This window comes from Streptomyces sp. ISL-100, assembly GCF_018614615.1.
In the GTDB taxonomy this organism is placed as follows: domain Bacteria; phylum Actinomycetota; class Actinomycetes; order Streptomycetales; family Streptomycetaceae; genus Streptomyces.
Window position 1 is genome coordinate 1 of sequence record NZ_JAGGOK010000006.1, and the last position, 21,988, is coordinate 21,988.

At 69.7% G+C, this 21,988-nt stretch carries 19 protein-coding genes; 4 read left to right on the forward strand and 15 right to left on the reverse strand.

Features of this window, described 5'->3' with window-relative positions; translation table 11 throughout:
* Window positions 1–14: 14 nt before the first annotated feature.
* The 9 genes from J7E89_RS03945 to J7E89_RS03985 form a co-directional block, all read right to left on the reverse strand.
* Complete coding sequence (locus J7E89_RS03945; protein WP_214968377.1) at window positions 15–1,583, reverse strand: NCS1 family nucleobase:cation symporter-1; 1,569 nt, start codon at window positions 1,581–1,583, stop codon at window positions 15–17.
* Window positions 1,584–1,649: 66 nt separating this feature from the next.
* Window positions 1,650–2,651, reverse strand: coding sequence for a TIGR03842 family LLM class F420-dependent oxidoreductase (locus J7E89_RS03950; protein ID WP_214968379.1), 1,002 nt, complete (start codon window positions 2,649–2,651; stop codon window positions 1,650–1,652).
* Between the two features lie 11 nt (window positions 2,652–2,662).
* Complete coding sequence (gene hydA, locus J7E89_RS03955; protein ID WP_214968427.1) at window positions 2,663–4,066, reverse strand: dihydropyrimidinase; 1,404 nt, start codon at window positions 4,064–4,066, stop codon at window positions 2,663–2,665.
* A gap of 271 nt (window positions 4,067–4,337) precedes the next feature.
* On the reverse strand, window positions 4,338–6,611 hold the full coding sequence (locus J7E89_RS03960) for a bifunctional glycosyltransferase family 2 protein/CDP-glycerol:glycerophosphate glycerophosphotransferase (protein ID WP_214968381.1): 2,274 nt from the start codon (window positions 6,609–6,611) through the stop codon (window positions 4,338–4,340).
* Window positions 6,612–6,795: 184 nt separating this feature from the next.
* The gene (locus J7E89_RS03965; protein ID WP_251060081.1) at window positions 6,796–8,049 is read right to left on the reverse strand and encodes an aspartate aminotransferase family protein; all 1,254 of its coding nucleotides are present in this window, start codon (window positions 8,047–8,049) and stop codon (window positions 6,796–6,798) included.
* 41 nt (window positions 8,050–8,090) lie between these two features.
* Window positions 8,091–8,933 carry a nitrilase-related carbon-nitrogen hydrolase gene (locus J7E89_RS03970; RefSeq protein WP_214968383.1) on the reverse strand — a complete coding sequence of 281 codons (843 nt, stop codon included), beginning with the start codon at window positions 8,931–8,933 and terminating at the stop codon, window positions 8,091–8,093.
* A 185-nt stretch (window positions 8,934–9,118) separates the two neighbouring features.
* Window positions 9,119–10,507 carry a hypothetical protein gene (locus J7E89_RS03975; RefSeq protein ID WP_214968385.1) on the reverse strand — a complete coding sequence of 463 codons (1,389 nt, stop codon included), beginning with the start codon at window positions 10,505–10,507 and terminating at the stop codon, window positions 9,119–9,121.
* A gap of 132 nt (window positions 10,508–10,639) precedes the next feature.
* Window positions 10,640–11,035 carry a PPOX class F420-dependent oxidoreductase gene (locus tag J7E89_RS03980; RefSeq protein WP_214968387.1) on the reverse strand — a complete coding sequence of 132 codons (396 nt, stop codon included), beginning with the start codon at window positions 11,033–11,035 and terminating at the stop codon, window positions 10,640–10,642.
* 147 nt (window positions 11,036–11,182) lie between these two features.
* Window positions 11,183–11,434 (reverse strand): helix-turn-helix domain-containing protein, encoded by a 252-nt coding sequence (locus J7E89_RS03985; protein WP_214968390.1) that lies wholly within the window; start codon window positions 11,432–11,434, stop codon window positions 11,183–11,185.
* A 41-nt stretch (window positions 11,435–11,475) separates the two neighbouring features.
* Between J7E89_RS03985 and map the strand changes: the two genes are divergently transcribed.
* Window positions 11,476–12,243, forward strand: a complete 768-nt coding sequence (gene map, locus J7E89_RS03990) for a type I methionyl aminopeptidase (protein WP_214968392.1) — start codon at window positions 11,476–11,478, stop codon at window positions 12,241–12,243.
* 140 nt (window positions 12,244–12,383) lie between these two features.
* Here the strand turns inward: map and ggt are convergent, their stop codons facing one another.
* Window positions 12,384–14,213 (reverse strand): gamma-glutamyltransferase, encoded by a 1,830-nt coding sequence (gene ggt, locus J7E89_RS03995; RefSeq protein WP_214968394.1) that lies wholly within the window; start codon window positions 14,211–14,213, stop codon window positions 12,384–12,386.
* Window positions 14,214–14,317: 104 nt separating this feature from the next.
* Between ggt and J7E89_RS04000 the strand changes: the two genes are divergently transcribed.
* Window positions 14,318–15,061, forward strand: a complete 744-nt coding sequence (locus J7E89_RS04000) for a hypothetical protein (RefSeq protein WP_214968397.1) — start codon at window positions 14,318–14,320, stop codon at window positions 15,059–15,061.
* Between the two features lie 18 nt (window positions 15,062–15,079).
* Here the strand turns inward: J7E89_RS04000 and J7E89_RS04005 are convergent, their stop codons facing one another.
* From J7E89_RS04005 to J7E89_RS04015, 3 genes are read right to left on the reverse strand one after another with little or no spacing between them, the layout of a single operon-like run.
* Window positions 15,080–15,454 carry a VOC family protein gene (locus tag J7E89_RS04005; RefSeq protein WP_214968399.1) on the reverse strand — a complete coding sequence of 125 codons (375 nt, stop codon included), beginning with the start codon at window positions 15,452–15,454 and terminating at the stop codon, window positions 15,080–15,082.
* Window positions 15,455–15,473: 19 nt separating this feature from the next.
* Complete coding sequence (locus J7E89_RS04010; RefSeq protein ID WP_214968402.1) at window positions 15,474–16,703, reverse strand: cytochrome P450; 1,230 nt, start codon at window positions 16,701–16,703, stop codon at window positions 15,474–15,476.
* Window positions 16,700–17,464 carry an alpha/beta fold hydrolase gene (locus J7E89_RS04015; protein ID WP_214968404.1) on the reverse strand — a complete coding sequence of 255 codons (765 nt, stop codon included), beginning with the start codon at window positions 17,462–17,464 and terminating at the stop codon, window positions 16,700–16,702. Before J7E89_RS04015 ends, J7E89_RS04010 begins: the two co-directional genes overlap by 4 nt.
* A 215-nt stretch (window positions 17,465–17,679) precedes the next feature.
* Here J7E89_RS04015 and J7E89_RS04020 point away from each other — a divergent pair, with 215 nt between their 5' ends.
* Complete coding sequence (locus tag J7E89_RS04020; protein WP_374196780.1) at window positions 17,680–18,717, forward strand: Ig-like domain-containing protein; 1,038 nt, start codon at window positions 17,680–17,682, stop codon at window positions 18,715–18,717.
* A gap of 126 nt (window positions 18,718–18,843) precedes the next feature.
* A complete protein-coding gene (locus tag J7E89_RS04025; RefSeq protein WP_214968433.1) occupies window positions 18,844–20,439 on the forward strand; it encodes a CocE/NonD family hydrolase in 1,596 nt (531 codons plus the stop codon).
* 47 nt (window positions 20,440–20,486) lie between these two features.
* Here J7E89_RS04025 and J7E89_RS04030 read toward each other — a convergent pair whose 3' ends face one another.
* Together J7E89_RS04030 and J7E89_RS04035 are read right to left on the reverse strand one after the other, a co-directional pair.
* Complete coding sequence (locus J7E89_RS04030) at window positions 20,487–21,347, reverse strand: amino acid ABC transporter permease (protein WP_214968406.1); 861 nt, start codon at window positions 21,345–21,347, stop codon at window positions 20,487–20,489.
* A complete protein-coding gene (locus tag J7E89_RS04035; protein ID WP_214968408.1) occupies window positions 21,344–21,988 on the reverse strand; it encodes an amino acid ABC transporter permease in 645 nt (214 codons plus the stop codon). Before J7E89_RS04035 ends, J7E89_RS04030 begins: the two co-directional genes overlap by 4 nt.

Consider the following 21,988-nt stretch of genomic DNA (forward strand, 5'->3'; position numbering starts at 1 on the left):
TCTTCACGAGCCTTCTAGGCCGAGGAGCGGTGGGCCGGGGGAGCATCCGCCCCCTGCGGCCTCGCCATGGTCATGAGCGCGACGTACAGCAAGAACGAGGCCGCCAGCCCCACCGCCCACCCGTAGTCCGCCAGCGGCCTGAGGAAGGGGATCAGGCCGTTCTCCGGGAAAGGGCCCTTCCCGGGGGCGGAATGCGAGCCGCCGACGGCCAGCACCCCGCCAGTGGCAAAGGCGGCCAGCGCCCGCCAGTTCCAGCCGTTCGCGTACCAGTAGCGGCCGCCGGGACGGTAGAGGTCGGCCAGGTCCAGGACAGTGCGGCGGACGATCCAGTAATCGGCGATCAAGATCCCCGCGACCGTACCCAGCAGCCCGCCCACCAGGCCGAGCCAGGTGAAGATGTACAGCTCCGGCGTGGCCGTGAGCTTCCACGGCATGATGACGACGCCCACAACGCCCGTAATGAGCGCGCCGGTACGGAAGTTGATGAACTTCGGGGCAAGGTTGGCCAGGTCGTACGCCGGCGACACGACATTCGCCGCGATGTTGACCGAGATCGTCGCGATGAGCACGGTCACGAGCGCGAAGAGCAGACCGAACACGTTGTCCGTCTTGGCGGCGAGAGCCACCGGGTCCCAGATCGCCGCCCCGTAGACCGCCTGCGAGCCGGAGGTGACGAAGACCGAGAGGAGGGCGAAGAGCGTCATCGTGGTCGGCAGGCCCAGCGACTGGCCCCAGATCTGCGCCCGTTGACCCGCGCCGAAGCGCGTGAAGTCGGGGATGTTCAACGAAAGAGTGGACCAGAACGCGATCATTCCCATCAGCGACGGGAAGAAGACCTTCCAGAAGTCCTCGCCCCAGCCCAGCGACGACGGCTGGTCGAGCAACGGGCCCAGCCCGCCCGCCTTCCAGGTGATCCACCCGAGCAGGACCAGCGCGCCGACGATGACGAAGGGCGCCGCCCAGTTCTCGAAGCGCCGCAGGGTCTCCATCCCCCGGTAGATGATGGCAAGTTCGAGCGCCCAGAAGAGGACGAAGCACAGCCACAGCGTCCACGGATGCCCGGCGATCCGCGACGCCTCCGCCCAGCCCCCGAAGATCTTGCCGAGCAGCACGAAGATGCCGGATCCGCCGATCCAGGTCTGGATGCCGAACCAGGCGCAGGCGACCCCGGCCCGGATCAGCGCGGGCAGGTTGGCCCCGCGCAGCCCGAAGGAGGCGCGCGCGAGGACCGGGAAGGGGATGCCGTACTTCGGGCCCGCGTGGCCGGTGAGCAGCATCGGGAAGAGCACGATGACGTTGGCCAGGGCGATCGTGAAGACGGCCTGCTTCCAGTCCATGCCGAGCGTGACAAGTCCCGAAGCGAGCAGCCAGGAGGGGATGTTGTGGGCCATGCCGACCCACAGGGCCGCGAAGTTGTACGTCGTCCAGCGCCTGCTTTCCACCGGTACGGGGAGCAGGTCGTCGTTGACGAAGCGGCTGTCGGAGCCGGCCGCGCCGGGCGCGAGCTCGACGCGGCCCTCGGGGTCGGACGAGTCGGATATTGGGGGTGGGGGCGGGGGATCCGTGGGAACGGTTGCGGTCATGGCGGCGGGACCCTTCGCTGGTGACTCGGGCTCACGTTCAGACTCAGATCAGGCTCAGACTCAGGCTCAGGAAGTCAGTGCGGGGATGATCTCGGCGCCGTACGCGTCGATCGTTTCCTCACGCGCGTCGTGCATGTCGTAGACCGCGAACTGGTCGACGCCGAGCCCTCGCAGCACCTTGAGCTTCTCAATGTGCGCCTCGGGCGGCCCCAGCAGGCAGAAGCGGTCGACGATCTCGTCGGGCACGAAGGCGGTGTCCGGGTTCCCGGCCCGCCCGTGATGGCTGTAGTCGTAGCCCTGGCGCTGTTTGATGTACGCCGTCAGGGCCTCCGGCACCAGCCCGGAGTGTTCGCCGTACCGCTCGACCAGATCGGCGACATGGTTGCCGACCATGCCGCCGAACCACCGGCACTGGTCCCGCGCGTGGGTGAGGTTGTCACCGACGTACGCCGGAGCAGCGACGCAGATGGTGATCGACGCCGGGTCCCGTCCCGCGTCCGACGCGGCGGTGCGTACCGCCTTGACCATCCACTCCGTCAGGAACGGGTCCGCGAGCTGGAGGATGAAGCCGTCCGCCTTCTGTCCGGCCAGTTCCAGCGCCTTCGGCCCGTACGCCGCCATCCACACCGGCAGCTTGCCGTCCCGCACCCACGGCAGCCGCAGCCGCTGCCCGCCCACGTCCGCCTCCCGCCCTTCGGCGAGGTCACGGATGACGCCGATCGCCTCGCCGAGCCGGGCCAGGGTGTTGGGCTTGCGGCCCGCGACGCGCATCGCGGAGTCGCCGCGGCCGATGCCGCACACGGTTCTGTTGCCGTACATCTCGTTGAGGGTGGCGAAGGTGGAGGCGGTGACTTCCCAGGTGCGGGTGCCGGGGTTGGTCACCATCGGTCCGACGATGAGGCGTTCGGTGTGTTCGAGGATGCGGCTGTAGATGACGAAGGGTTCCTGCCACAGCACGGCGGAGTCGAAGGTCCAGCCGTAGCGGAAGCCGTTGCGCTCCGCGCGCCGCATCAGGCCGACGACCGCCGATGCGGGCGGGTCGGTCTGCAGGACGAGTCCGAAGTCCATGGGCGGACCTCCTAGTTCAGGTTCTGACACGTGGATCGGGGCGTGTAGAGGCCGTGTCCCGCCCGGCCGGTGAACTCACGGTTGTCGATGACGAGTTCGCCGCGCGAGAGCACCGTCTCCACCTGGCCGGTGATTCGCTTTCCTTCGTAGGCCGAGTAGTCGACGTTCATGTGGTGGGTGTCCGCCGAGATGGTCTGCTCGGCGTGCGGGTCGTAGATGACGATGTCGGCGTCGGCGCCCGGCGCGATCGCCCCCTTCTTCGGATAGAGGCCGAACATGCGGGCCGGGGACGCGCACGCGATCTCGATCCAGCGGCGGCGCGAGATGTGCCCGTCGACGACGGCCTGGTGGAGGAGGTCCATGCGGTTCTCCACGCCGGGCAGCCCGTTGGGGATTTTCGAGAAGTCGCCCCGGCCCAGTTCTTTCTGCCCCGTGAAGCAGAAGGGACAGTGGTCCGTCGAGACCACCTGGAGGTCGTTGGTCCGCAGGCCCCGCCAGAGGGCGGCCTGGTGCTCGCGCGGCCGCAGCGGCGTACTGCACACGTACTTCGCGCCCTCGAAGTTGGGCTCCGCGAGGTTGTCGGTGGACAGGAAGAGGTACTGGGGGCAGGTTTCGCCGAAGACGTTGAGCCCCTTGTCGCGGGCTGCGGCGATCTCGGCGACGGCCTCTTCCGCCGATACGTGCACGACGTACAGCGGGGCGTCCGCGACGCGTGCGAGCTGGATCGCGCGGTGGGTCGCCTCGGCTTCGAGGAGGACCTTGCGTACCTCTCCGTGGTGGCGCGGGTCGGTGCGGCCGTCGGCCAGCGCCTGCTCGACGAGGACGTCGATGGCGATGCCGTTCTCGGCGTGCATCATGATCAGCCCGCCGTTGGCCGCCGACCGCTGCATCGCGCGCAGGATCTGCCCGTCGTCGCTGTAGAAAACGCCGGGGTACGCCATGAACAGCTTGAAGGAGGTGATTCCCTCCCCCACCAGCAGGTCCATCTCCTTGAGCGAGTGCTCGTTGACGTCGGAGAGGATCATGTGGAAGGCGTAGTCGATCGCGCACTTGCCGTCGGCCTTCGCGTACCAGGCATCCAGCCCTTCCCGTACGGCGTGTCCGACGCTCTGCACGGCGAAGTCGATGATGGTCGTGGTGCCGCCCCAGGCGGCCGCCCGCGTCCCCGTCTCGAAGGTGTCGGAGGCGAAGGTGCCGCCGAAGGGCAGTTCCATGTGGGTGTGCGCGTCGACGCCGCCCGGGATGACGTACTTCCCGGTGGCGTCGATCGTACGGTCGGCCGTCCAGGCACCGGCCGCGCTGCTGCCGTGCGAGGCGAGGGCGGCGATGCGCCCGTCCTCGATCAGGACGTCGGCGTGGATTTCGTCGGAGGCCGTGATGACGAGCCCTCCACGGACAACAGTACGGTTCACGATTCCTGCCCCTTCCCGAGCAGCAGGACCGGACGCCCGCGCAGCCGGGTGACCCGCCGCCAGTCGAACATGCACCGTTCTCGGTCTACACCCGTAGAACCGCGTGTGCAGGAGACCGTAGAAGCATGTCACCCACCGTGGCAATACCGTGGCTGTTAATCACCTGTGACGAATGTGTCGCCCTGTCACCCCGCCGTCCGGGCACCGCCGCTCCGCCGTCCGGGCCCTGTCGGCCGTACCGGCCCGCACAGAACCCGGACCCGCGGCGCGCCCCTCAGACCGCCGTCGGCACCGCCGCGGCCTTGCCCGGCGACGGGGCCGGGGTGCGCAGCGCCAGCGGCTGCGGTGCGTGCGTCATTTCCTGGCCCAGGAAGACGCGGCGCACCACGCGCTCCGCCGCGTTGCCGTCGTCGTACTGAACGAAGCGCTCACGGAAGGCCGCGCGCAGGGCCGCAGTCCGCTCGCTGTCCCAGTCGCCGCTGTGGAAGGCCTCGATCAGCTCGTCCTCCGTGGTGGCGAGCACGCCCGGGGTCTCGCCCGGCTTGCCGGAGAAGAGGTCGAAGGTGACTCCGCGGGACTTCACGTACACCTCCCAGTCGTCGGCGTACGTGATGATCGGCCGGTCCAGGCAGGCGTAGTCGAACATGATCGACGAGTAGTCCGTGATGAGCGCGTCGGCGGCCAGGCAGAGTTCCTCGACGACGGGATACTTCGACACGTCGAGCAGCGCGCCCTGCTCGTGCAGCCGCTGCAGGGCGGGGTCCTGACCGTAGAAATAGTGCGTACGGACCATCAGGACGGCGTCGGGGCCCAGGCCGCGGGTGACCTTCTCCAGGTCCATGCGCGGGACGAAGCCGGCCTGGTAGTCGCGGACCGTGGGGGCGTACAGCACGGCGGTCTTCCCCGGAGCGATGCCCAGCCTTTCCCGGGCGGCGAGGACGTCCTCGGCGGTGGCGCTGAAGTACACGTCGTTGCGCGGGTATCCGGCGTCGAGCGACTCGAAGGTGCAGGGGTAGACCCGCTCCCAGCTCTCCGAGGAGTGCTGGTTGGAGGAGACGCTGTAGTCCCAGCGGTCGGCGCGCTGGAGCAGCTTGCGAAAGCTCATGCCCTTGGCGGCGGCCGGGTAGCGCTGCTGCTCGATGCCCATGCGCTTGAGCGGGGTGCCGTGGTGGGTCTGGATGTGGATCTGGCCGGGCCGCTTGACGATGTCGTCGGGGTAGTTGACGTTGTTGACGAAGTACGTCGCGCGGGCCATGACCTCCCAGTAGCGGGGCGATCCCGGCACCACGTAGTCCACGCCGGCCGGCACGGTGTCCTCGAGCCCCCTGCGGACCACCCACACGCCGCGGATGTCGGGGGCGAGTTCCTCGGCCTTGCGGAAGATGGCGCCGGGGTTGCACGCCACGCCCCGGTTCCAGTACGCGGCGTAGACGGCCAGCCTGGGATCCAGCGGCCGCTTGGAGTGCATCTGGTAGAGGCTGGTCAGCGCTCGCTTGCCCACCGTCGTCCTGGCCTTCTTCAGCTTGCTCCGCACGCTGACCCGCGTCTGGTTGACCAGCTTGAGCGCCTGGAAGGAGGAGTACGAACCGCGGCCGAGCGCCTGGAACTTCGAGCCCATCAGCCCGGCGGGCGGCTCGTAGCCGGCCGGCAGGTGCTCGCGGTACATCGCGGAGGCGGCGCGGAAGTACTCGGCCCGGTCTGCCGGTACGACACGGCTGGAGCGGGCGAAGGTGAAGAGGAAGTGGCTCACCATGCGCTCGAAGAGGAAGGGGCGCAGCGGGTCGAGGTGGGGTCTGGTGGCCAGGAAGTCGAAGAGCCGCTGGTACTGCTCGAATATGGTGAAGTGCTTGCGGCCCGGCGTCACCATGGAGCTGCCCTGGCGACGCTGGCGGTACTCGACGCAGACGTGGTTCAGGCAGGCGACGCGCTCGGCGCTGAGCATGGTCGTGTAGACCATCAGCGCATCCTCGTAGAGGCCGTCGGTGTAGGTGAAGCCGCCCTCGAGATAGAAGTCGCGGCGGAACGCGCGATTCCAGACGACGGCGAACATCTTGAGGAATTCGGTGCGGTCGGCGGGGCTGAACACCTCGTCGCCCGCCTCGGCGAGCAGTTCGGTGCTCGCGCTGGCCTGCCGCTTGTCCCACCAGTACGTACGCACATGGTCGAAGAGCAGGATCTCGGGGTCGTCGGCCTCGTCCAGACGGCGCGCCATGTTCTCCAGGGCGTCCGGGGTGAAGGTGTCGTCGCTGTCGAGGAACAGCAGGTAGGTGCCGGTGGCCCGCTCCACGCCGGTGTTGCGGGCCTGGCCTATGCCACCGTTGACTTCCCGGTGTATCGCGATGATCCGGTCGTCGCGCGCGGCGTACTCGTCGAGAATCGCACCGCATTCGTCGGGTGAGCGGTCGTCGACGGCGAGCACCTCGAAGTCCCCGAACGTCTGGGCCAGGACCGAGTCCAGGCATTCGCGCAGATATCCGCGGACCTTGTACACGGGTATGACAATGCTGAACCGGGGAGCGGGAGCGCCGGAGCCATCGGTGGCCGACATAAAAGTGCTACTCCTTGTGCTGATCTCATCACTGAGAGAAATGAGCTGCTCAGATATGGTCGCAGCCTCTGGCTGAAGACATGTGAGGTGGCCCATAGGTTGCACACAGGTGGCCAAAAAGAGTCGTAGACCACAACTGGCGGGAACGGAGGGCGGAGCCGCCTCCGGGAGGCGGCTCCGCGGCTCACTGAGCGTTCCTCAGCGCCTTTTCGAGGATGCGCGCGCCCTCCTCCGCCTCCGTGACATTCAGCGTCAGGGGCGGGGCGATGCGCAGTACGGCGGTGTTGTGGCCGCCGCCCTTGCCGATCAGCAGGCCGCCCTCGCGCGCGGCTTCGAGCACGGCCGCCGCCGTCTCCGGCGCGGCCTCGTCGGTGCCGGGCTTGACCAGCTCGATGCCCGCCATCAGGCCCCGGCCCCGCACTTCGCGTACGCACGGCACCCCGGCGGTGATGGCGCGCAGCCGTTCCAGGAGCAGGCCGCCGACGCGTCGGGCGTTGTCCTGGAGGTGGTGTTCCAGGAGGTAGTTCAGGTTGGCCAGGCCTGCTGCCATCGTGATGGGGCTGCCGCCGAACGTCGAGATGGAGTTGGCGTCGAGGCAGTTCATGACCTCGGCGCGGGCGACGACGCCGCCGATGGACATGCCGTTGCCGATGCCCTTGGCGAAGGTGAGGATGTCGGGCGGCCCGTTCTGGGCGTGGGCCTGCCAGCCCCAGAAGTGTTCGCCCGTACGCCCCCATCCGGTCTGCACCTCGTCGGTGATCCACAGGATGCCGTGCCGGTCGAGGACTTCGCGGAACGCGGCGTACAGCCCGTCGGGCGGGGAAGTGAACCCGCCCACTCCCTGCACGGGTTCGGCGATGAGCGCGGCGACCTGGCCGCCGGCCTGCCCCAGGACGTCTTCGAGGTCGGCGACGCACGCCTCGATGAACTGCGCGTCGGAGAGCTGCGCGTACGGTCCGCGACTGCGGACGCCCCCGTGGACGTACAGCGTCTGGAGCGGGGACAGGCTGGTCGGGGACCAGTTGCGGTTGCCGGTGATGGACACGGCGGAGAAGGACCGGCCGTGGTAGCTGTTGCGCATCGCCAGGATCTGGTTCGAGCGGCGGTACGTCGTGGCGAGGAGCAGCGCCGTGTCGTTTGCCTCGGTGCCGGAGGTGGTGAAGAAGACCCGCGCCTCGGGGATGCCGGAGAGGGTGGCGACGCGCTCGGCGAGCTCGACCATGGGGCGGTTGAGGTAGAGCGTCGAGGAGTGGATCAGGCGGCCGGCCTGCTCGCTGACGGCCTTGGCGACCTCGGGGAGCGCGTGGGCGGTCATGGTGGTGAGGATGCCGCCGAAGAAGTCGAGGTAGCGCTTGCCGTCGGCGTCGTATACGTACCGGCCCTCGCCGTGGGTGATCTCGATCGGCCGGCGGTAGTAGAGGGAGAGCCAATCGGGCATGACGGACTGGTGGCGGCCGAGCAGGTTGTTCACGTGGTGGGTCACGGGTTCACCAGTCCTTCGTACGCGTCGGGTCGGCGGTCCCGGTAGAACGCCCACTGTTGGCGCACTTCCTCGATGACGTCGAAGTCCAGGTCCCGGACGACGAGTTCCTCTTCCTTGTCGCTCGCCGTCTCGCCGACGAACTTGCCGCGCGGGTCGACGAAGTAGCTGGTGCCGTAGAAGTCGTTGTCGCCGTACTCCTCCTGGCCGACCCGGTTGATGGCGGCGACGTAGTACTCGTTGGCGACGGCGGCCGCGGGCTGCTCCAGCTGCCAGAGGTGGGCGGACAGGCCGCGGTGGGTGGCGGACGGGTTGTACACGATCTGGGCACCGTTGAGGCCGAGTTGGCGCCACCCTTCGGGGAAGTGGCGGTCGTAACAGATGTAGACCCCCACCTTGCCCACCGCCGTGTCGAAGACGGGCCAGCCCAGGTTTCCCGGCTTGAAGTAGAACTTCTCCCAGAAGCCCTTGACCTGGGGGATGTGGTGCTTGCGGTACTTGCCCAGGTAGCTGCCGTCGGCGTCGATCACGGCGGCGGTGTTGTAGTAGAAGCCGGACTGCTCGCGCTCGAAGACCGGGACGACGATGACCATGCCGGTCTCGCGGGCGAGGTCCTGCATACGGCGGACGGTCGGCCCGTCGGGGACGGACTCGGCCCACCGGTAGTGCTCGGCGTCCTGCACCTGGCAGAAGTACGGGGCGTTGAAGACCTCCTGGAACCCTATGATCTTCGCGCCTTGCCGGGCCGCCTCGCGGGCGTGCTCCTCATGCTTGGCGATCATGGATTCGGTGTCGCCTGTCCAGGTCGCCTGGACGAGTGCGGCGCGTACGACGTTGGCCATGACTTGTCTCCTTCAACGGGACGTCAGAGACCTTCTACGCCCGTAGATTCGGGACGTAGAGGGATGAACGTAAGCCCCGGCGGGGAGTGGGGCAAGACCATCGTCGTCAACCCGCGGAGTCGATCACGTTTCACACCCGAGGGGGTGACACGGGGGCGTCGGGATGTTCACGCGCCTTGTGGCGGTTACGGCGCGGCGCCGGCCACGCGCAGGGCGTGGACCACGTCCCGGTACCGGCTCTGCGACACCTGTCGCGCGGCGTCGAGCAGCAGTGCGGAGAGGCGGCGCGGGTCGGTGCGCGCGACCTGGGCGACGTCCTCGGGCGTACGTACGCGTACGAACGCGTCGACCAGCGCCCGCACTTCGTGCTCGTGGCCGCTCTCGTCGTCCAGGGCGAGCAGCGCGGCCGCGATTTCGGGGGCGGGGCGTGCGACGCCCTGCCGCAGGAGCTGCCGGCCGTCCTCGCCCAGCCCCGCGCGGTCGAGCGCCGCGGCGACGGCGGCGACCCGGTCGGGCGGCAGTGAGGCCGTCTCCCAGAGGAGGGTGGGCCAGTCGGCGCCGAGCCCGGCGCTGTGCAGGGCCCGGGCGAGCACGGGCAGCCGCGCGGCGGGCCACCCGGCGGCCTCACAGAGCAGCACGTGCGCCTCGCCGGAACGCCCCTGGGAACGCAGCTGTACGAGCACGGCGACGGTTTCGGCGACGGCGCGGGTGTCTTGGGCGACGGCGGCGGAATCCACTGCGGCGGGCGCAGGCGCCGCCTCCTCGACTCCGGCGTACCTGGCTCCCCGGGGAGCGGCGGCCTGTACGGGAGGCGCGGGCATGGCGGCTGCGCCGAACACACCACTGCCGTCGTCATCATCGAGCCCGGCGTAACGGGCCCCGCGGGGCCGCCGCTTGGGCTGCCGGATCCCGGGACGCCCGCCGGCCGTGTCCTCAAACGCCGGACGGGCTGAATGTGCCCACTCAGGGGCACTGTCCAGCCCCTCCGGCGCCTGAGGAGCCTCCACCGGCGCCTCCGCGCGGAACCACGAGTCCGGGGCCGGGGGCCGTCCCTGGGACGGCCGGGACAACGCGTCCAGGGCCGACAGGCGCGCGCTCAGCTCCGCGCAGCGGGCCGTGGCCCGTTCGTGATCGTCTCGCGCCCAGGCCAGCTCGACGTCGAGCCCCTGCCACTCGGATCCGTCCGTCGAAGCCCGCAGCCGCGCGGTCAGCTCCCGCTCGCGTTCGGCGGCGTACGCCTCCTCGCGCCGCATCGCCCCGAGCCGCTCCACCAGCGTCTCCCGCCCGCCCGCCCGCCGGTCGCGCGCGGCGGCCGCGGCCTCGTGCAGGGATCGCGCGCGTACGGTCTCACGCTCGGCGGCCGGCGCGCCGTGCCCGGCGGCCAGGTCCTGGAGCAGGGCCTCCAGTACGTCCCACGGCGGGAGTTCGGTGCCGTCGAGGCAGGCCCGCATGCCGTCGGGGTCACGCTGCCAGAAGACGCCGCACCAGCCGGCGCCCGTGTCGACCAGCGCCGTCAGTTCGCGCAGGTAGCGCGCGAACACCTCGGCCTCCTCCGGGAGTTGACTCACCGTCATACCGCCCCGCCTCTGCCCAGCTGTCATCGACGCCCTGGAACCATCCGGTCCGCCAGGCATTCGACCGCAGCTGTGTTACGGCACGGCTACAGGGAGCTTTCGTCGACGTGGCAGCCTGCTCATACCCTGCGATCAGAGAGTGATGGCGATACCGACGTGCGGCCGCTTGCCGAGCCGGACGATCGCGGCGGGCACGTCGGTGAACCAGAACTGCCAGGTGTACTTGCGCGCGAGGAGCTTGCGCGCCTTGCGCAGGCCGTCCGCGTCCAGCAGCCGCGCCGTGCCCTCGGCGGACGGCGCGCCGTCCGTGACGCGTCCGCGCACGTCGCACGCCGTCACGACCACCCGCTTGTCGTTCCGGATCCGCCTGACCTTCCAGGAATCGGCCTTGGTCCATACGTACAGTTCGGTGCCGTCGGAGGCGGCCCACACCGGTGTGGCGACCCCCGTGCCGTTCTTGCGGAAGGTGGTCAGGCTGACGTACGGGCTGCGGCCGAGCACGGCGAGCGAATCCTGGTCGGAAGTCATGCCTCCGAGACTACGACTACGTCGTAAGCCTCACCCGCCTCCGCCGGCTCGGGCAGGAGGGGCGGGACAGGCGGGGTCGTCACGAACCCTCCCGGAGCTCCCAGGGGTCGAGTACGGCGGCCCGGGAGGCGCGCCGGGGCGTGCGGGTCACGCGGGGACCAGGGCGCAGCGGGCCGCAACGTCGTCCATGGACAGGCCGAGCACGCCCGCCAGTGCCGCCACGGTGAAGAAAGCGGGAGTCGGCGCGCGGCCCGTCTCGATTTTGCGGAGGGTTTCGGCGGAGAGGCCGGCGTGGGCCGCGACGTCCACCATGGTGCGGTCGCCGCGCGCCTGGCGAAGCAACTGCCCGAGGCGTTCGCCGCGTTCGCGTTCTTCTGGGGTGAGGGGGGTACGTACCATACCGTCATTCTAATACCGCTCGGACCGGTATAGTAATTGGCATGGTTGAGATCAAGACGGATTCTTCGGTGGACGCGATGCGCGAGGCGGGGCGGGTGGTCGCCCAGGCGCTCACCGCTGTGCAGGAGGCGGCCGGCATCGGCGTCAGTCTGCGCGAGCTGGACGAGGCGGCGCGGGCGGTTCTGCGGGAGGCCGGGGCGTCGTCGCCCTTCCTGAACTACCACCCGGACTGGGCGCCCGTTCCCTTCCCCGCCGTCATCTGCACCTCCGTCAACGACGCGATCGTGCACGGCATCCCGACCGGCTACCGCCTGCGCGACGGCGACCTCGTCAGCATCGACTGCGGCGCGACGCTCGACGGCTGGGTCGGCGACTCGGCCGTCACCTTCAGCGTCGGAACGGCCCGCCCCGACGACGTACGCCTGGCCGATACCGCCCGCGAGGCGCTGGACGCGGGCATCGCGGCCGCCGTCCCCGGCAATCGCATCGGCGACATCGCCCACGCGATCGGCCGCGTCTGCCGGTCGGCGGGGTACGGCATCCCGCAGGGCTTCGGCGGCCACGGCGTGGGCCGCACGATGCACGAGGGCCCCGAGGTGCCGAACGAGGGGCGGGCCGGGCGCGGGCTGGTGCTGCGGCACGGCATGGTGCTGGCGATTGAGCCGATGCTGATCGGTGGAGGGCGGGACGCGTTCTGTCCGGCCCCGGACGGATGGACGCTGCGCACGTCCGACGGCAGCCGGGCCGCCCACGCGGAGCACACGGTGGCGATCACGGATGCGGGGCCGCGCGTGCTGACGCGGCTGTGACGTGCGGCCCCCGGACGCCCTCCGGGCGTGTCCTCAATCGCCGGACGGGCTGAAAGGTTGGCGCACCGCGGCACGATCCAGCCCCTCCGGCGTTTGGGGAGCGGGCCTGGGGCAGCGGCCCCAGAGGCCCCCGCCAGGGGTTACCGCGTGCCGCCGCCGCTCGGGGTCACCACCATCGCCGAGCCGCCGCCCCGCCGCACCTTCTCCGCCGCCGCGAGCCACCGCCCGTCCGGCAGCCGCTGCACCCCCGTCGCCGCACCGATCTCCGGGTTCTGCCTGAACGCATGGCCAATGGCTTCCAGCTCAGCCCGCACCGAACTGTTCCACAGCCCCGGTTCAATCTCCGTCGTCTCCGCGTTCCGCTGACTCGCCCGCGGCGCCGCGATCGCTTCGACCAGCGGCAGCCCGCGGTCCAGGTGCCCCGTCAGGGTCTGGAGCACCGTCGTGATGATGGTCGCGCCGCCCGGAGAACCGAGCGCGAGCAGCGGCCGCCCGTCCTCCAGCACGATCGTCGGGGACATGGACGAGCGCGGACGCTTGCCGGGCCCCGGCAGGTTCGGGTCGTGGACCGCCGGACTGGCGGGGGCGAAGGAGAAGTCCGTCAGCTCGTTGTTGAGCAGGAAACCCCGCCCCGGCACCGTGATGCCGCTGCCGCCCGTCGACTCGATGGTCAGCGTGTACGCGACGACGTTGCCCCACTTGTCGGCGGCCGTCAGATGCGTCGTGTTCTCGCCCTCGTACGTCGTCGGAGCAGCCGTCCCCCCGGCACCGCACCCGCTGCCGGGCTTTCGCGGGTCGCCCGGCGCCAGCGGGCTCTTCAGCACCGCGTCGTCCCGGATGAGGCACTCCCGCGAGTCCGCGAACCGCTGCGACAGCAGCCCCTTCACCGGTACGTCCTCGAAGGCCGGGTCCCCGACCCACCGCCCCCGGTCCGCGAACGCGATCCGGCTCGCCTCGATCAAGCGGTGCAGGTACTGCGCGTCCGAGGCCGCATCGGTCGAAAGGTCGGTGCGCTCAAGGATGTTGAGCGCCTCCCCCACCGTCGTACCGCCCGAGGACGACGGCGCCATGCCGTACACGTCGAGCCCCTGGTACGAGACCTTCGTCGGCGCCTGGTCCAGCGTGCCGTACTTCCGCAGGTCCTTCGCCGTCAGATCACCGGCCCGCACCACCCTGGTCGCCCCGGGGTCGACCGGAGGCTTGCGAACCGTACGGACGATGTCACGGGCGATGTCACCCCGGTACAGCTCCCCCACCCCGCCGCGGCCCAGCTTGTCGTACGTACGCGCCAGATCGGGGTTCTTGATCCGCGACCCCACCACCGGCAGCTTCCCACCCGGCAGGAACAGTTTTGCCGTGTCGGGGAAGTCCCGGAACCGCGCCTCGTTCGCCGCCGTCTGCGAGCGGAATGTCGAGTCGACCGTGAATCCGTCGCGCGCGAGCTTCTCCGCCGGGTCCAGCAGCGTCCGCAGCGGTTTGGTGCCCCACTCGCCGAGCACTCTGTCCCAGGTGGCCGGTGTGCCGGGCGTACCGACGCCGAGCCCGCTCGTCATCGCCTCGGCGAACGGGATGGGCTTGCCGTCCTCCAGGAAGAGGGACTTGTCGGCGCTGAGCGGCGCGGTCTCACGGCCGTCGACCGTGCGTACGGTGCGGGACTTGGCGTCGTAGTAGACGAAGTAGCCGCCACCGCCGATGCCCGCCGAGTACGGCTCGGTCACACCGAGTGCGGCCGCCGTCGCGACCGCCGCGTCGACCGCGTTGCCACCCCGCCTCAGGACCTCGATCCCGGCGGCCGAGGCGTCGGCGTCGACGCTCGCGACCGCTCCCCCGTATCCGGCGGCGACCGGTGTCTTCACGGGTGGTGGGGATGGCGCCGTCGCGGGAACGGCGGACGGGGCGGTGGCTCCCGCCGAGACCACCACCGCCGCAGCGGCCCAAAGCGACAGCACTCGTACCGTGGAGCGGCGCATGCGTACCTCCAGTCAACACGTGTCCGCGCAGCGTAACTTCACCGCGCCATGCGCGTCAGGACCCCGTCGAACACCGGTGCGCCGTGGCGCTAGCATGCCGCCCCATGACTGACGACGTACGCAACATCGTGCTCGGCGTGATCGCGGCCGGACTCAGCGCTTCACTCGGCTGGCTCACCCGTACGTATTTGTGGCGGCGCAAGCTGCGCCGCAAGCAGGCGTTTCTCGGGCTGCCCACGAACTCCGAGTCGCTGCTCGTGGTGAACCGCGAGGTGGGCGGCGACGGCGTCCACCGCTTCGACGTCTTCGCGCTCCTCGAACTCGCCGCCGTCGTGAAGGACTGCGGGGCCCACGCGCAGATCCTCTCCCACGACGTCGCGCGGCAGGGCTTCGGCGAGCGCACGGAGTTCTGCGTCGGCGGCCCGGCGTCGAACCGCCGCATGGCCGCCCACCTGCACAGCCTGCTCCCCGGGGTCCGGGTCAACACCGACGTCGAGCCGGGACCCGACCGGGGCGGCTTCCAGATAGGCAGCGAGCGCTACCGCATAGAGCCCGGTGTGGCCGAATACGTCCTACTGGCGCGTCTGACAGCCGGTCAGGATGCCAGACCTGTGTTCCTCTTCTGCGGGCAGCGCGCCATCACCAACCAGGCCGCGACCCGCTATCTCGCCCGCAACCACGAGAAGCTGGCCCGCAAGCACGGCAACGGATCCTTCTGCCTGCTGCTGAAGGTCGTCAACTCCGAGGCGTACGGCCCGGACGTGGTGGAAGTGATCGCCGACGTGACCCGCGCCGCTCAGACACCGATCCCGGCCGCCCCGCGCCCCTCCCACCGCGCGGTCGGATAGCCGAGGAGCAGGCGCCCGTCAGCCGATGAGGGTTTTCTTGGGCCGCACCACGCAGAACTCGTTCCCCTCCGGGTCCGCGAGAACGGTCCACGACTCGTCGCCCGTCTGCCCGACGTCCACCCTGCGCGCGCCCAGCGCGATGATGCGCGCGATCTCGGCGTCCCGGTCGCCGGCATCGGCGGCTGTCAGGTCGAGATGGAGGCGGTTCTTGACCGTCTTGTCGTCGGTCACCGGCATGAAGCAGATGCCGACCGGAGCGCTCGCGTCCGTCCCGATGACCACCTCTCGTTCACGCTCGGAGAGGATCCGCCAGTCCAGGACCTGCGCCCAGAAGCGTGCGAGGCCGGGTAAGTCATGGGCGTCGATGACGATGTGATGCAGCGACAGAGGCATGGGCGCCAGTGTGCACGAATCAGCTCACGAACCGCACGGGCAGGGCCTTGATGCCGTTGATGAAGTTGGAGACGAGGCGGCGCGGCGGGCCCGCGAGCTCCAGGGCGGGCAGGCGCAGCGCCTCCTCGTGCAGGACCCGCAGCTGCAGCCGGGCGAAGTGCGCGCCGAGGCACACGTGCGGGCCGTCGCCGAAGGAGACGTGCGGATTGGGTGACCGGGACAGGTCGAGGCGGTGCGGGGTGTCGAAGACCCGCTCGTCGTAGTTGGCCGAGGCGTGGAATACGACGACCTTGTCGCCCGTACGCACCCGCTGACCGGCGAGTTCCGTGTCCATGGTCGCCGTGCGGCGGAAGGTCAGGACGGGTGGGTGCCAGCGCAGCAGCTCCTCGACGGCCGTGGACAGCGGCACGTCGCCGGCGTGCAGTGCGCGCTGCTGGTCCGGGTGGCCGGCCAGCGCGAGGAAGCCGCCGGGGGCGGCGCTGCGTACCGTGTCGTTGCCCGCCACCGTCAACAGGAAGAAGAACATCTCCAGCTCGGCGTCCAGCAGCTCCGAGTGCGCGAGCGAGGTCATGATGTCGTCGCCGGGATGGCCTCGCTTGTACGCCGCGAGCTCCTGCGCGTACGCGAACATCTCCTGGAGCATGGCCGGCGAGCGCGGATTGACCGGCTTCCCGTCGGGTCCCAGGACCGGCGGCTCCTCGGGGTCCTGGTAAGCGATGACCCGCTCCGTCCACTTGAGCAGCAGACCGCGGTCGCTCTCCGGTACGCCCAGGAGGTCGGCGAGGTTGAGCAGGGCGTAGTCGTCGGTGACGGCTGTGACGAGGTCGAATACGGGCCCGGCGTTCCTGGCCGCGCCGAGCAGCGCCCCGGCCCTCGCCCGCGCGGACGCCTCGAAGCGGTCGGTGCGCCCGGGGGTGAAGGCCCGGCTGACCAGCCGCCGCAGCCGGCCGTGCTCGGGTGGGTCCTGGTTGAGCATCATGCGGCGGATGAAGGGCAGGTCGGCCGGGTCGGGATCGCGGATCTGGGTGGCGCCCAGCGCGCAGGAGTACGTCCGGGAGTCCTTGAGTACGCCCAGGACGTCGCGGTGGCGCGTCACCGCCCAGAAGCCGGGCCCGGCCGGCCAGCCCAGCACCTCGTACTCCTCCTGCCGGGCCACCGGATGCCGGTCGCGCAGCACCCGGAAGGCCTCGTGCGGCAGCCCGGCGCCGTACAGCCGGGGGTCGAACACATCTGGCACGTCGCCGCTCATGCGCGCAGGAAGTCCTCGACCGTACGGATGAGCTGGAGCGGCGTCTCGTCCATCGCGTAGTGACCGGCGCCCGGCAGTTCGGTGAGCGCGCCGCGGGGGAACCAGCTCAGCCAGGTCCGGCGCATCAGGTCGGCGCTCAGCGCCGGGTCCAGGGCCCCGGTCACCGCGAGGGCGGGTACGTCGGAGCCCTTGACCTCGGCGTGGAAGTCGTCACCGGCCCAGGATTCGAACCAGGCGCCGAAGGCCTTGGGGTCGCTCTGCCGGACCGACTGGCGCACCATGCGGTCGAGCCATGCGGCCGGGCGGTTCCCGCCGGTCGTGGAGTCGAAGATGATGCGGCGGTTCGCGGGACGGTCGGCCGCTCCGGCGAAGAGCTCCCACTGCTCGGGCGGCATCGGCAGCCCGCTCGCGGGCACGGGCGATACGCCGACCAGGCGCCGCACCCGCTGCGGCGCGGCGGCCAGGACACGCTGGACGACCGAGCCGCCCATCGAGTGCCCGACGAGCGAGAAGGAGTCCCAGCCGAGCCGGTCGGCGAGCGTGAGCACGTCCGCCGCGCCCTCGGCCGTCGTATACCGCCCCGGTGCGTCCATGGCCTCGCCGTAGCCGCGCAGATCGACGACGGCGTAGCTGAAGGAGCGGGTGTCGAGATCCGGCAGCACGGCGGCGTAGGCGTTGCGGTCGGCAAGCCAGCCGTGCACGGCGATGACCCGGTGGGGTCCGTCGCCGAGCAGCGTGTGCGGGAGTACGAAGGGGGCCACGGCGTCTCCGATCGGGAGGTACGGCTGTGTCGGTCCTCACGTTGACCCAGGCACAGGGTCCCGACAAGACCGCGTATAGGGCCGTCAAGCCCATAGGTCCTCCCCCTCTGCGGCATTTGTCACAGCGGATTTGGGTGAATTTGCTGTCATTCACGCAACCACTCCCTGTTCAATCGGCTCTTCGGGACGACAGACATCGCACCGGAGGATTTCTCGTGAGCCGCTCAAGCCCCACGCCCAACCGCCCCCGCTACCGTCGCCGCGCCCTGCTGGCCGGCACCGCGACGCTCACCGTCGCGCTCACCGCCTGTTCCCCCGGCGGGGCCGGCAGCGCGGACGCGGCCGCCCTGTCCGAAAAGAACCCCGGGACCTCGGCGAACCTCCGCGGGGAGCACCCCGAGGACGAGACCGACGGCAGCCCGAAGGCCGCCGCCACCCCTGCAGCCCGCGACAAGGTCAACAAGCTCAGCCTGACCCCGGGCCACAGGACCACGGTCGGCATCGCCCAGCCCCTGTCGGTGTCCTTCGACCACCCGGTCAAGAACAAGGCCGCTGTCGAGGAGCGCCTCAAGGTGTCCACCTCGAACGGCACCGAGGGCTCCTGGGGCTGGATGCGGGACTACTCCGGCAAGGACCGCGTCGACTGGCGCCCCAAGGAGTACTGGAAGCCGGGCACGAAGGTCTCCTTGAAGGCGGACCTCGACGGCGTCGACTCGGGCGCCGCCGGTGGCTGGTTCGTACGCGACTACGCCACGCACTTCACCATCGGCGAGCAGCAGATCGTCAAGGTCGACCTCGACAAGCACCGCCTCAAGCTGATGCGTGACGGAAAGCTGGTCAAGGACGTGCCGATGTCGGCCGGCACGCCCGGCGGCGACAGGGCCTCATGGCGCGGTACGGCCGTCCTGATGTCCAAGGAGGGCACGATCAACATGCGCTCCGAGACCGTGGGCCTCGGTGACGCCTACGACAAGATGGTCGACTCCTCGATGCGGCTGACCTGGTCCGGGATGTACGCGCACGCCGCGCCCTGGAACAAGGCGTACTTCGGCAAGGCCAACAAGAGCTCCGGCTGCGTCGGCATGAGCGACAAGGACGCCGAGTGGATCTACCGCCACGTGCAGGTCGGAGACCCGTTCGAGATGACCGGTGACGACGCCAAGGGCACGGTCGCGCCCAACAACGGCTACGGCGAGTGGAACCTCTCCTGGGCCGACTGGCAGACGAAGAGCGCCCTGGGCCGAACCGGCTGACACGCCGTCCAACAATTGTTACCCCGACGTAACTTACCGGGGAGTTACCAACGGTAAGTGACGCAGGTTACCGTCGGGTCACTTTGCACTGACACGAGTGAGGAGTGACCCGTGAGACACCCCCACATGTCCCTGCGCGGCACTACGGCCGGCGCCGCCACCGCCGCCGTACTGCTCGCCGGGACCGCCACTGGCGTGGCTCCCACAGCACAGGCCACCGCTGCCCCCGCGCAGCAGCCCGTCGCCGCGACCGACGCTCTCCCCGGCGTACGGTTCGTCGACATCGCCGGCGACGGCGGGACCGTACTCAAAGCCAACGTCTTCACCCCGGCCGGCGCCGACGGCAGCCGCACCTACCCGGTGATCGTGCTGCCGACCAGCTGGGCCATGCCTCAGATCGAGTACGTCGCCCAGGCCAAGAAGCTCGCCGACTCCGGCTACGTCGTGGTCAGTTACAACTCCCGCGGCTTCTGGCAGTCCGGCGGCAACATCGAGGTCGCCGGCCCGCCGGACATCGCCGACGCCTCCAAGGTCATCGACTGGGCACTCGCCAACACCCCGGCCGACCCGGCGAAGGTCGGCATGGCCGGCGTCTCGTACGGCGCCGGAATCAGCCTCCTCGCCGCCGGACACGACAAGCGCATCAAGGCAGTTGTCGCGATGAGCGGCTGGGCCGACCTCATCGACTCCATTTACAGCGGTCGTACGCAGCACCAGCAGGCCGCGGCGCTGCTCAGCGGCGCCGGTTACCTCACCGGCCGCCCGAGCCCCGAACTCCAGCAGACGATGCAGGACTTCCTCGGCTCCAACCTCGCCAAGGAGCAGGAAATGATCGAGTGGGGGAGGAAGCGCTCCCCCGCCACCTACCTCGATCAGATCAACAAGAACGGCTCGGCGATCATGCTGGGGAACGCGTGGGGCGACACCATCTTCCCGCCCAACCAGTACGCGGACTTCTACGAAAAGCTCACCGGGCCCAAGCGCCTGGAATTCCGCCCCGGCGACCACGCCACCGCCGAGGCCACCGGCCTGCTCGGGCTGCCCAACGACGTCTGGACCAACGCCCGGCGCTGGTTCGACCACCACCTCAACGGCGCCGCGAACGGCATCGACGGCGAGCAGCCGGTGCAGCTCAAGTCCCGCTCCACCGGCGCGTACGAGGGCTACCCCGACTGGAAGTCGGTCGGCGCGAACCAGCGGAAGATCGCCATGGGCGGCGACAAGACCATCCGCGCGAACGTCGACTCGGGTGCCAACGGCGGGGTCGTCCTGCTGTCCAACGCCCTCGACCAGTTCCTGAAGCTGCCGCCGATGGCGTCCATACCGCTGCTGCCCCGTTCCTACGCCTCGGTCTGGCAGTCGGAGCGGTACGCCGATACGCAGCGCGTGCGCGGCACCGCCAAGGTCCACACGACGCTCTCCAGTACCAAGGAGAGCGGCACCCTCGTCGCATACCTCTACGACGTGGGCCCGCTCGGCCTCGGCAAGCTGGTCAGCAACGCGCCGTACACCTTCCACGGCCGGACACCCGGCAAGCCGTTCCCCGTCGACCTGGAGCTGTTCTCCACCGCCTACGACGTCCCGGCAGGCCACCGGCTGGCCCTGGTGGTCGACACCGTCGACCCGCTCTACATCGAACACAACCCGTCCGGCGCGCAGCTGACCTTCTCGTCGCCCGAGTCCGACCCGTCATACATGTCGGTCCCACTGCGCGACAAGTGATCTCCGGCTGCTGCCGGGCAGGCACGTGCCCTTGTTCTACCGACGCACTAACGCACGCCCGGCAGCAGCCGGCCCACGTCGGCCGGAGCAACTTCCACGGCCTCGGTCTTGGGACTGCGCTTCTCCCGCTTGGCCACCCACTGGGCGAACCAGGAGAGCAGCATGCACATCCCGATGTAGATCGGCGAGATCACCATCACTACGGGGATGAACGGCAAATCGTAGTCGAGATTGGACGCGATGAGTTTTCCGGCGTGGAGGAACTCCTCATAGGTGATCAGAAAGCCGAGCGAGGTGTCCTTCAGCGCGACCACCAACTGGCTGATGATGGCCGGCAACATGGCCCGCACTCCCTGCGGTACCAGGACGTACGCCATGACCTGAGTCTTTCGCATACCGAGTGAGTACGCCGCCTCCCGCTGCCCCCTTTCCACGGAGTTGACCCCCGCACGGAACACCTCGGCAAGCACCGAGCCGTTGTACAGCGTCAGTCCGGCCACCAGAGCGGGCAGCGGCTGGACCTTCAGCGCCACGAAGATGAAGAAAATCATCACCAGTACGGGCATGGCGCGGAAGAACTCGACCAGCAGTGTCGCCAACCGGCGCAGCGGACGGTGGTCGGAGAGCCTGCCGGTCGCGAGGAGCGCGCCGAGCGCGAGCGAGAGCACGGCGGCGTACGCGAAGGCCTTGAGGGTGTTGCCCAGTCCGCGCAGCAGCAGCTCCTGGATTCCCTCGTACTCGAAGGGAGTCCACTTGGCGGAGGTGAACTGTCCGGTGTCGAACAGCAGATACAGCAGCCGGCCGACCAGCGCGAGGACGATCAGGGTGGACAGCGTGCCGTACAGGAAGTGCCGCTTGCGGGTCCGGGGGCCGGGGATGTCGTAGAGCGCGGAGGACGTCGCGGTCATCGGGCGACTCCCCAGCGCTGCTCCAGCGCGTTGAAGAGCGCACTGATGGACAGGGTGATGATCAGGTATCCGACGGCGATCCAGACGAAGGTCCAGATGATGCTGTAGCCCAGCTCGTTGAGGGTCTTGTACGTCCCGAGCAGCTCGGTGACGCTGAACGCCCCGGCGATCGCCGAGTTCTTGGCGAGCGCGATGAGCGTGGAGCCGATCGGCGGGATGACGGAGCGGAACGCCTGCGGCAGCACGACCGCGCCCAGGCTCTGACGGAACGTCATGCCGAGGCTGCGGGCAGCCTCCCCCTGCCCCAGCGGCACGGTGTTGATGCCGGAACGCAGCGCCTCGCAGATGAAGGCCGAGGTGTAGCAGCCGAGGGCGAGGACCGAGAAGAGCTGGAACGGCAGCACGAGCCCGAAGCGCGGCAGGCCCAGCAGGACGGCGAAGAACAGCAGGGTCAGTGGGGTGTTGCGCAGCAAGGTGACCCAGACGGCGCCCAGTACCCGCAGCGAGCCGACCGGCGCCACGCGGAAGGAGGCCATGATGAAGCCGAGTGCCAGGGCGAGGAGGGAGGCGTAGACCGTGAGTTCGACGGTGCCGAGGAAGCCCTTGCCGTAGAGGGAGAAGTTCTCGGTGAGTACGTCCAT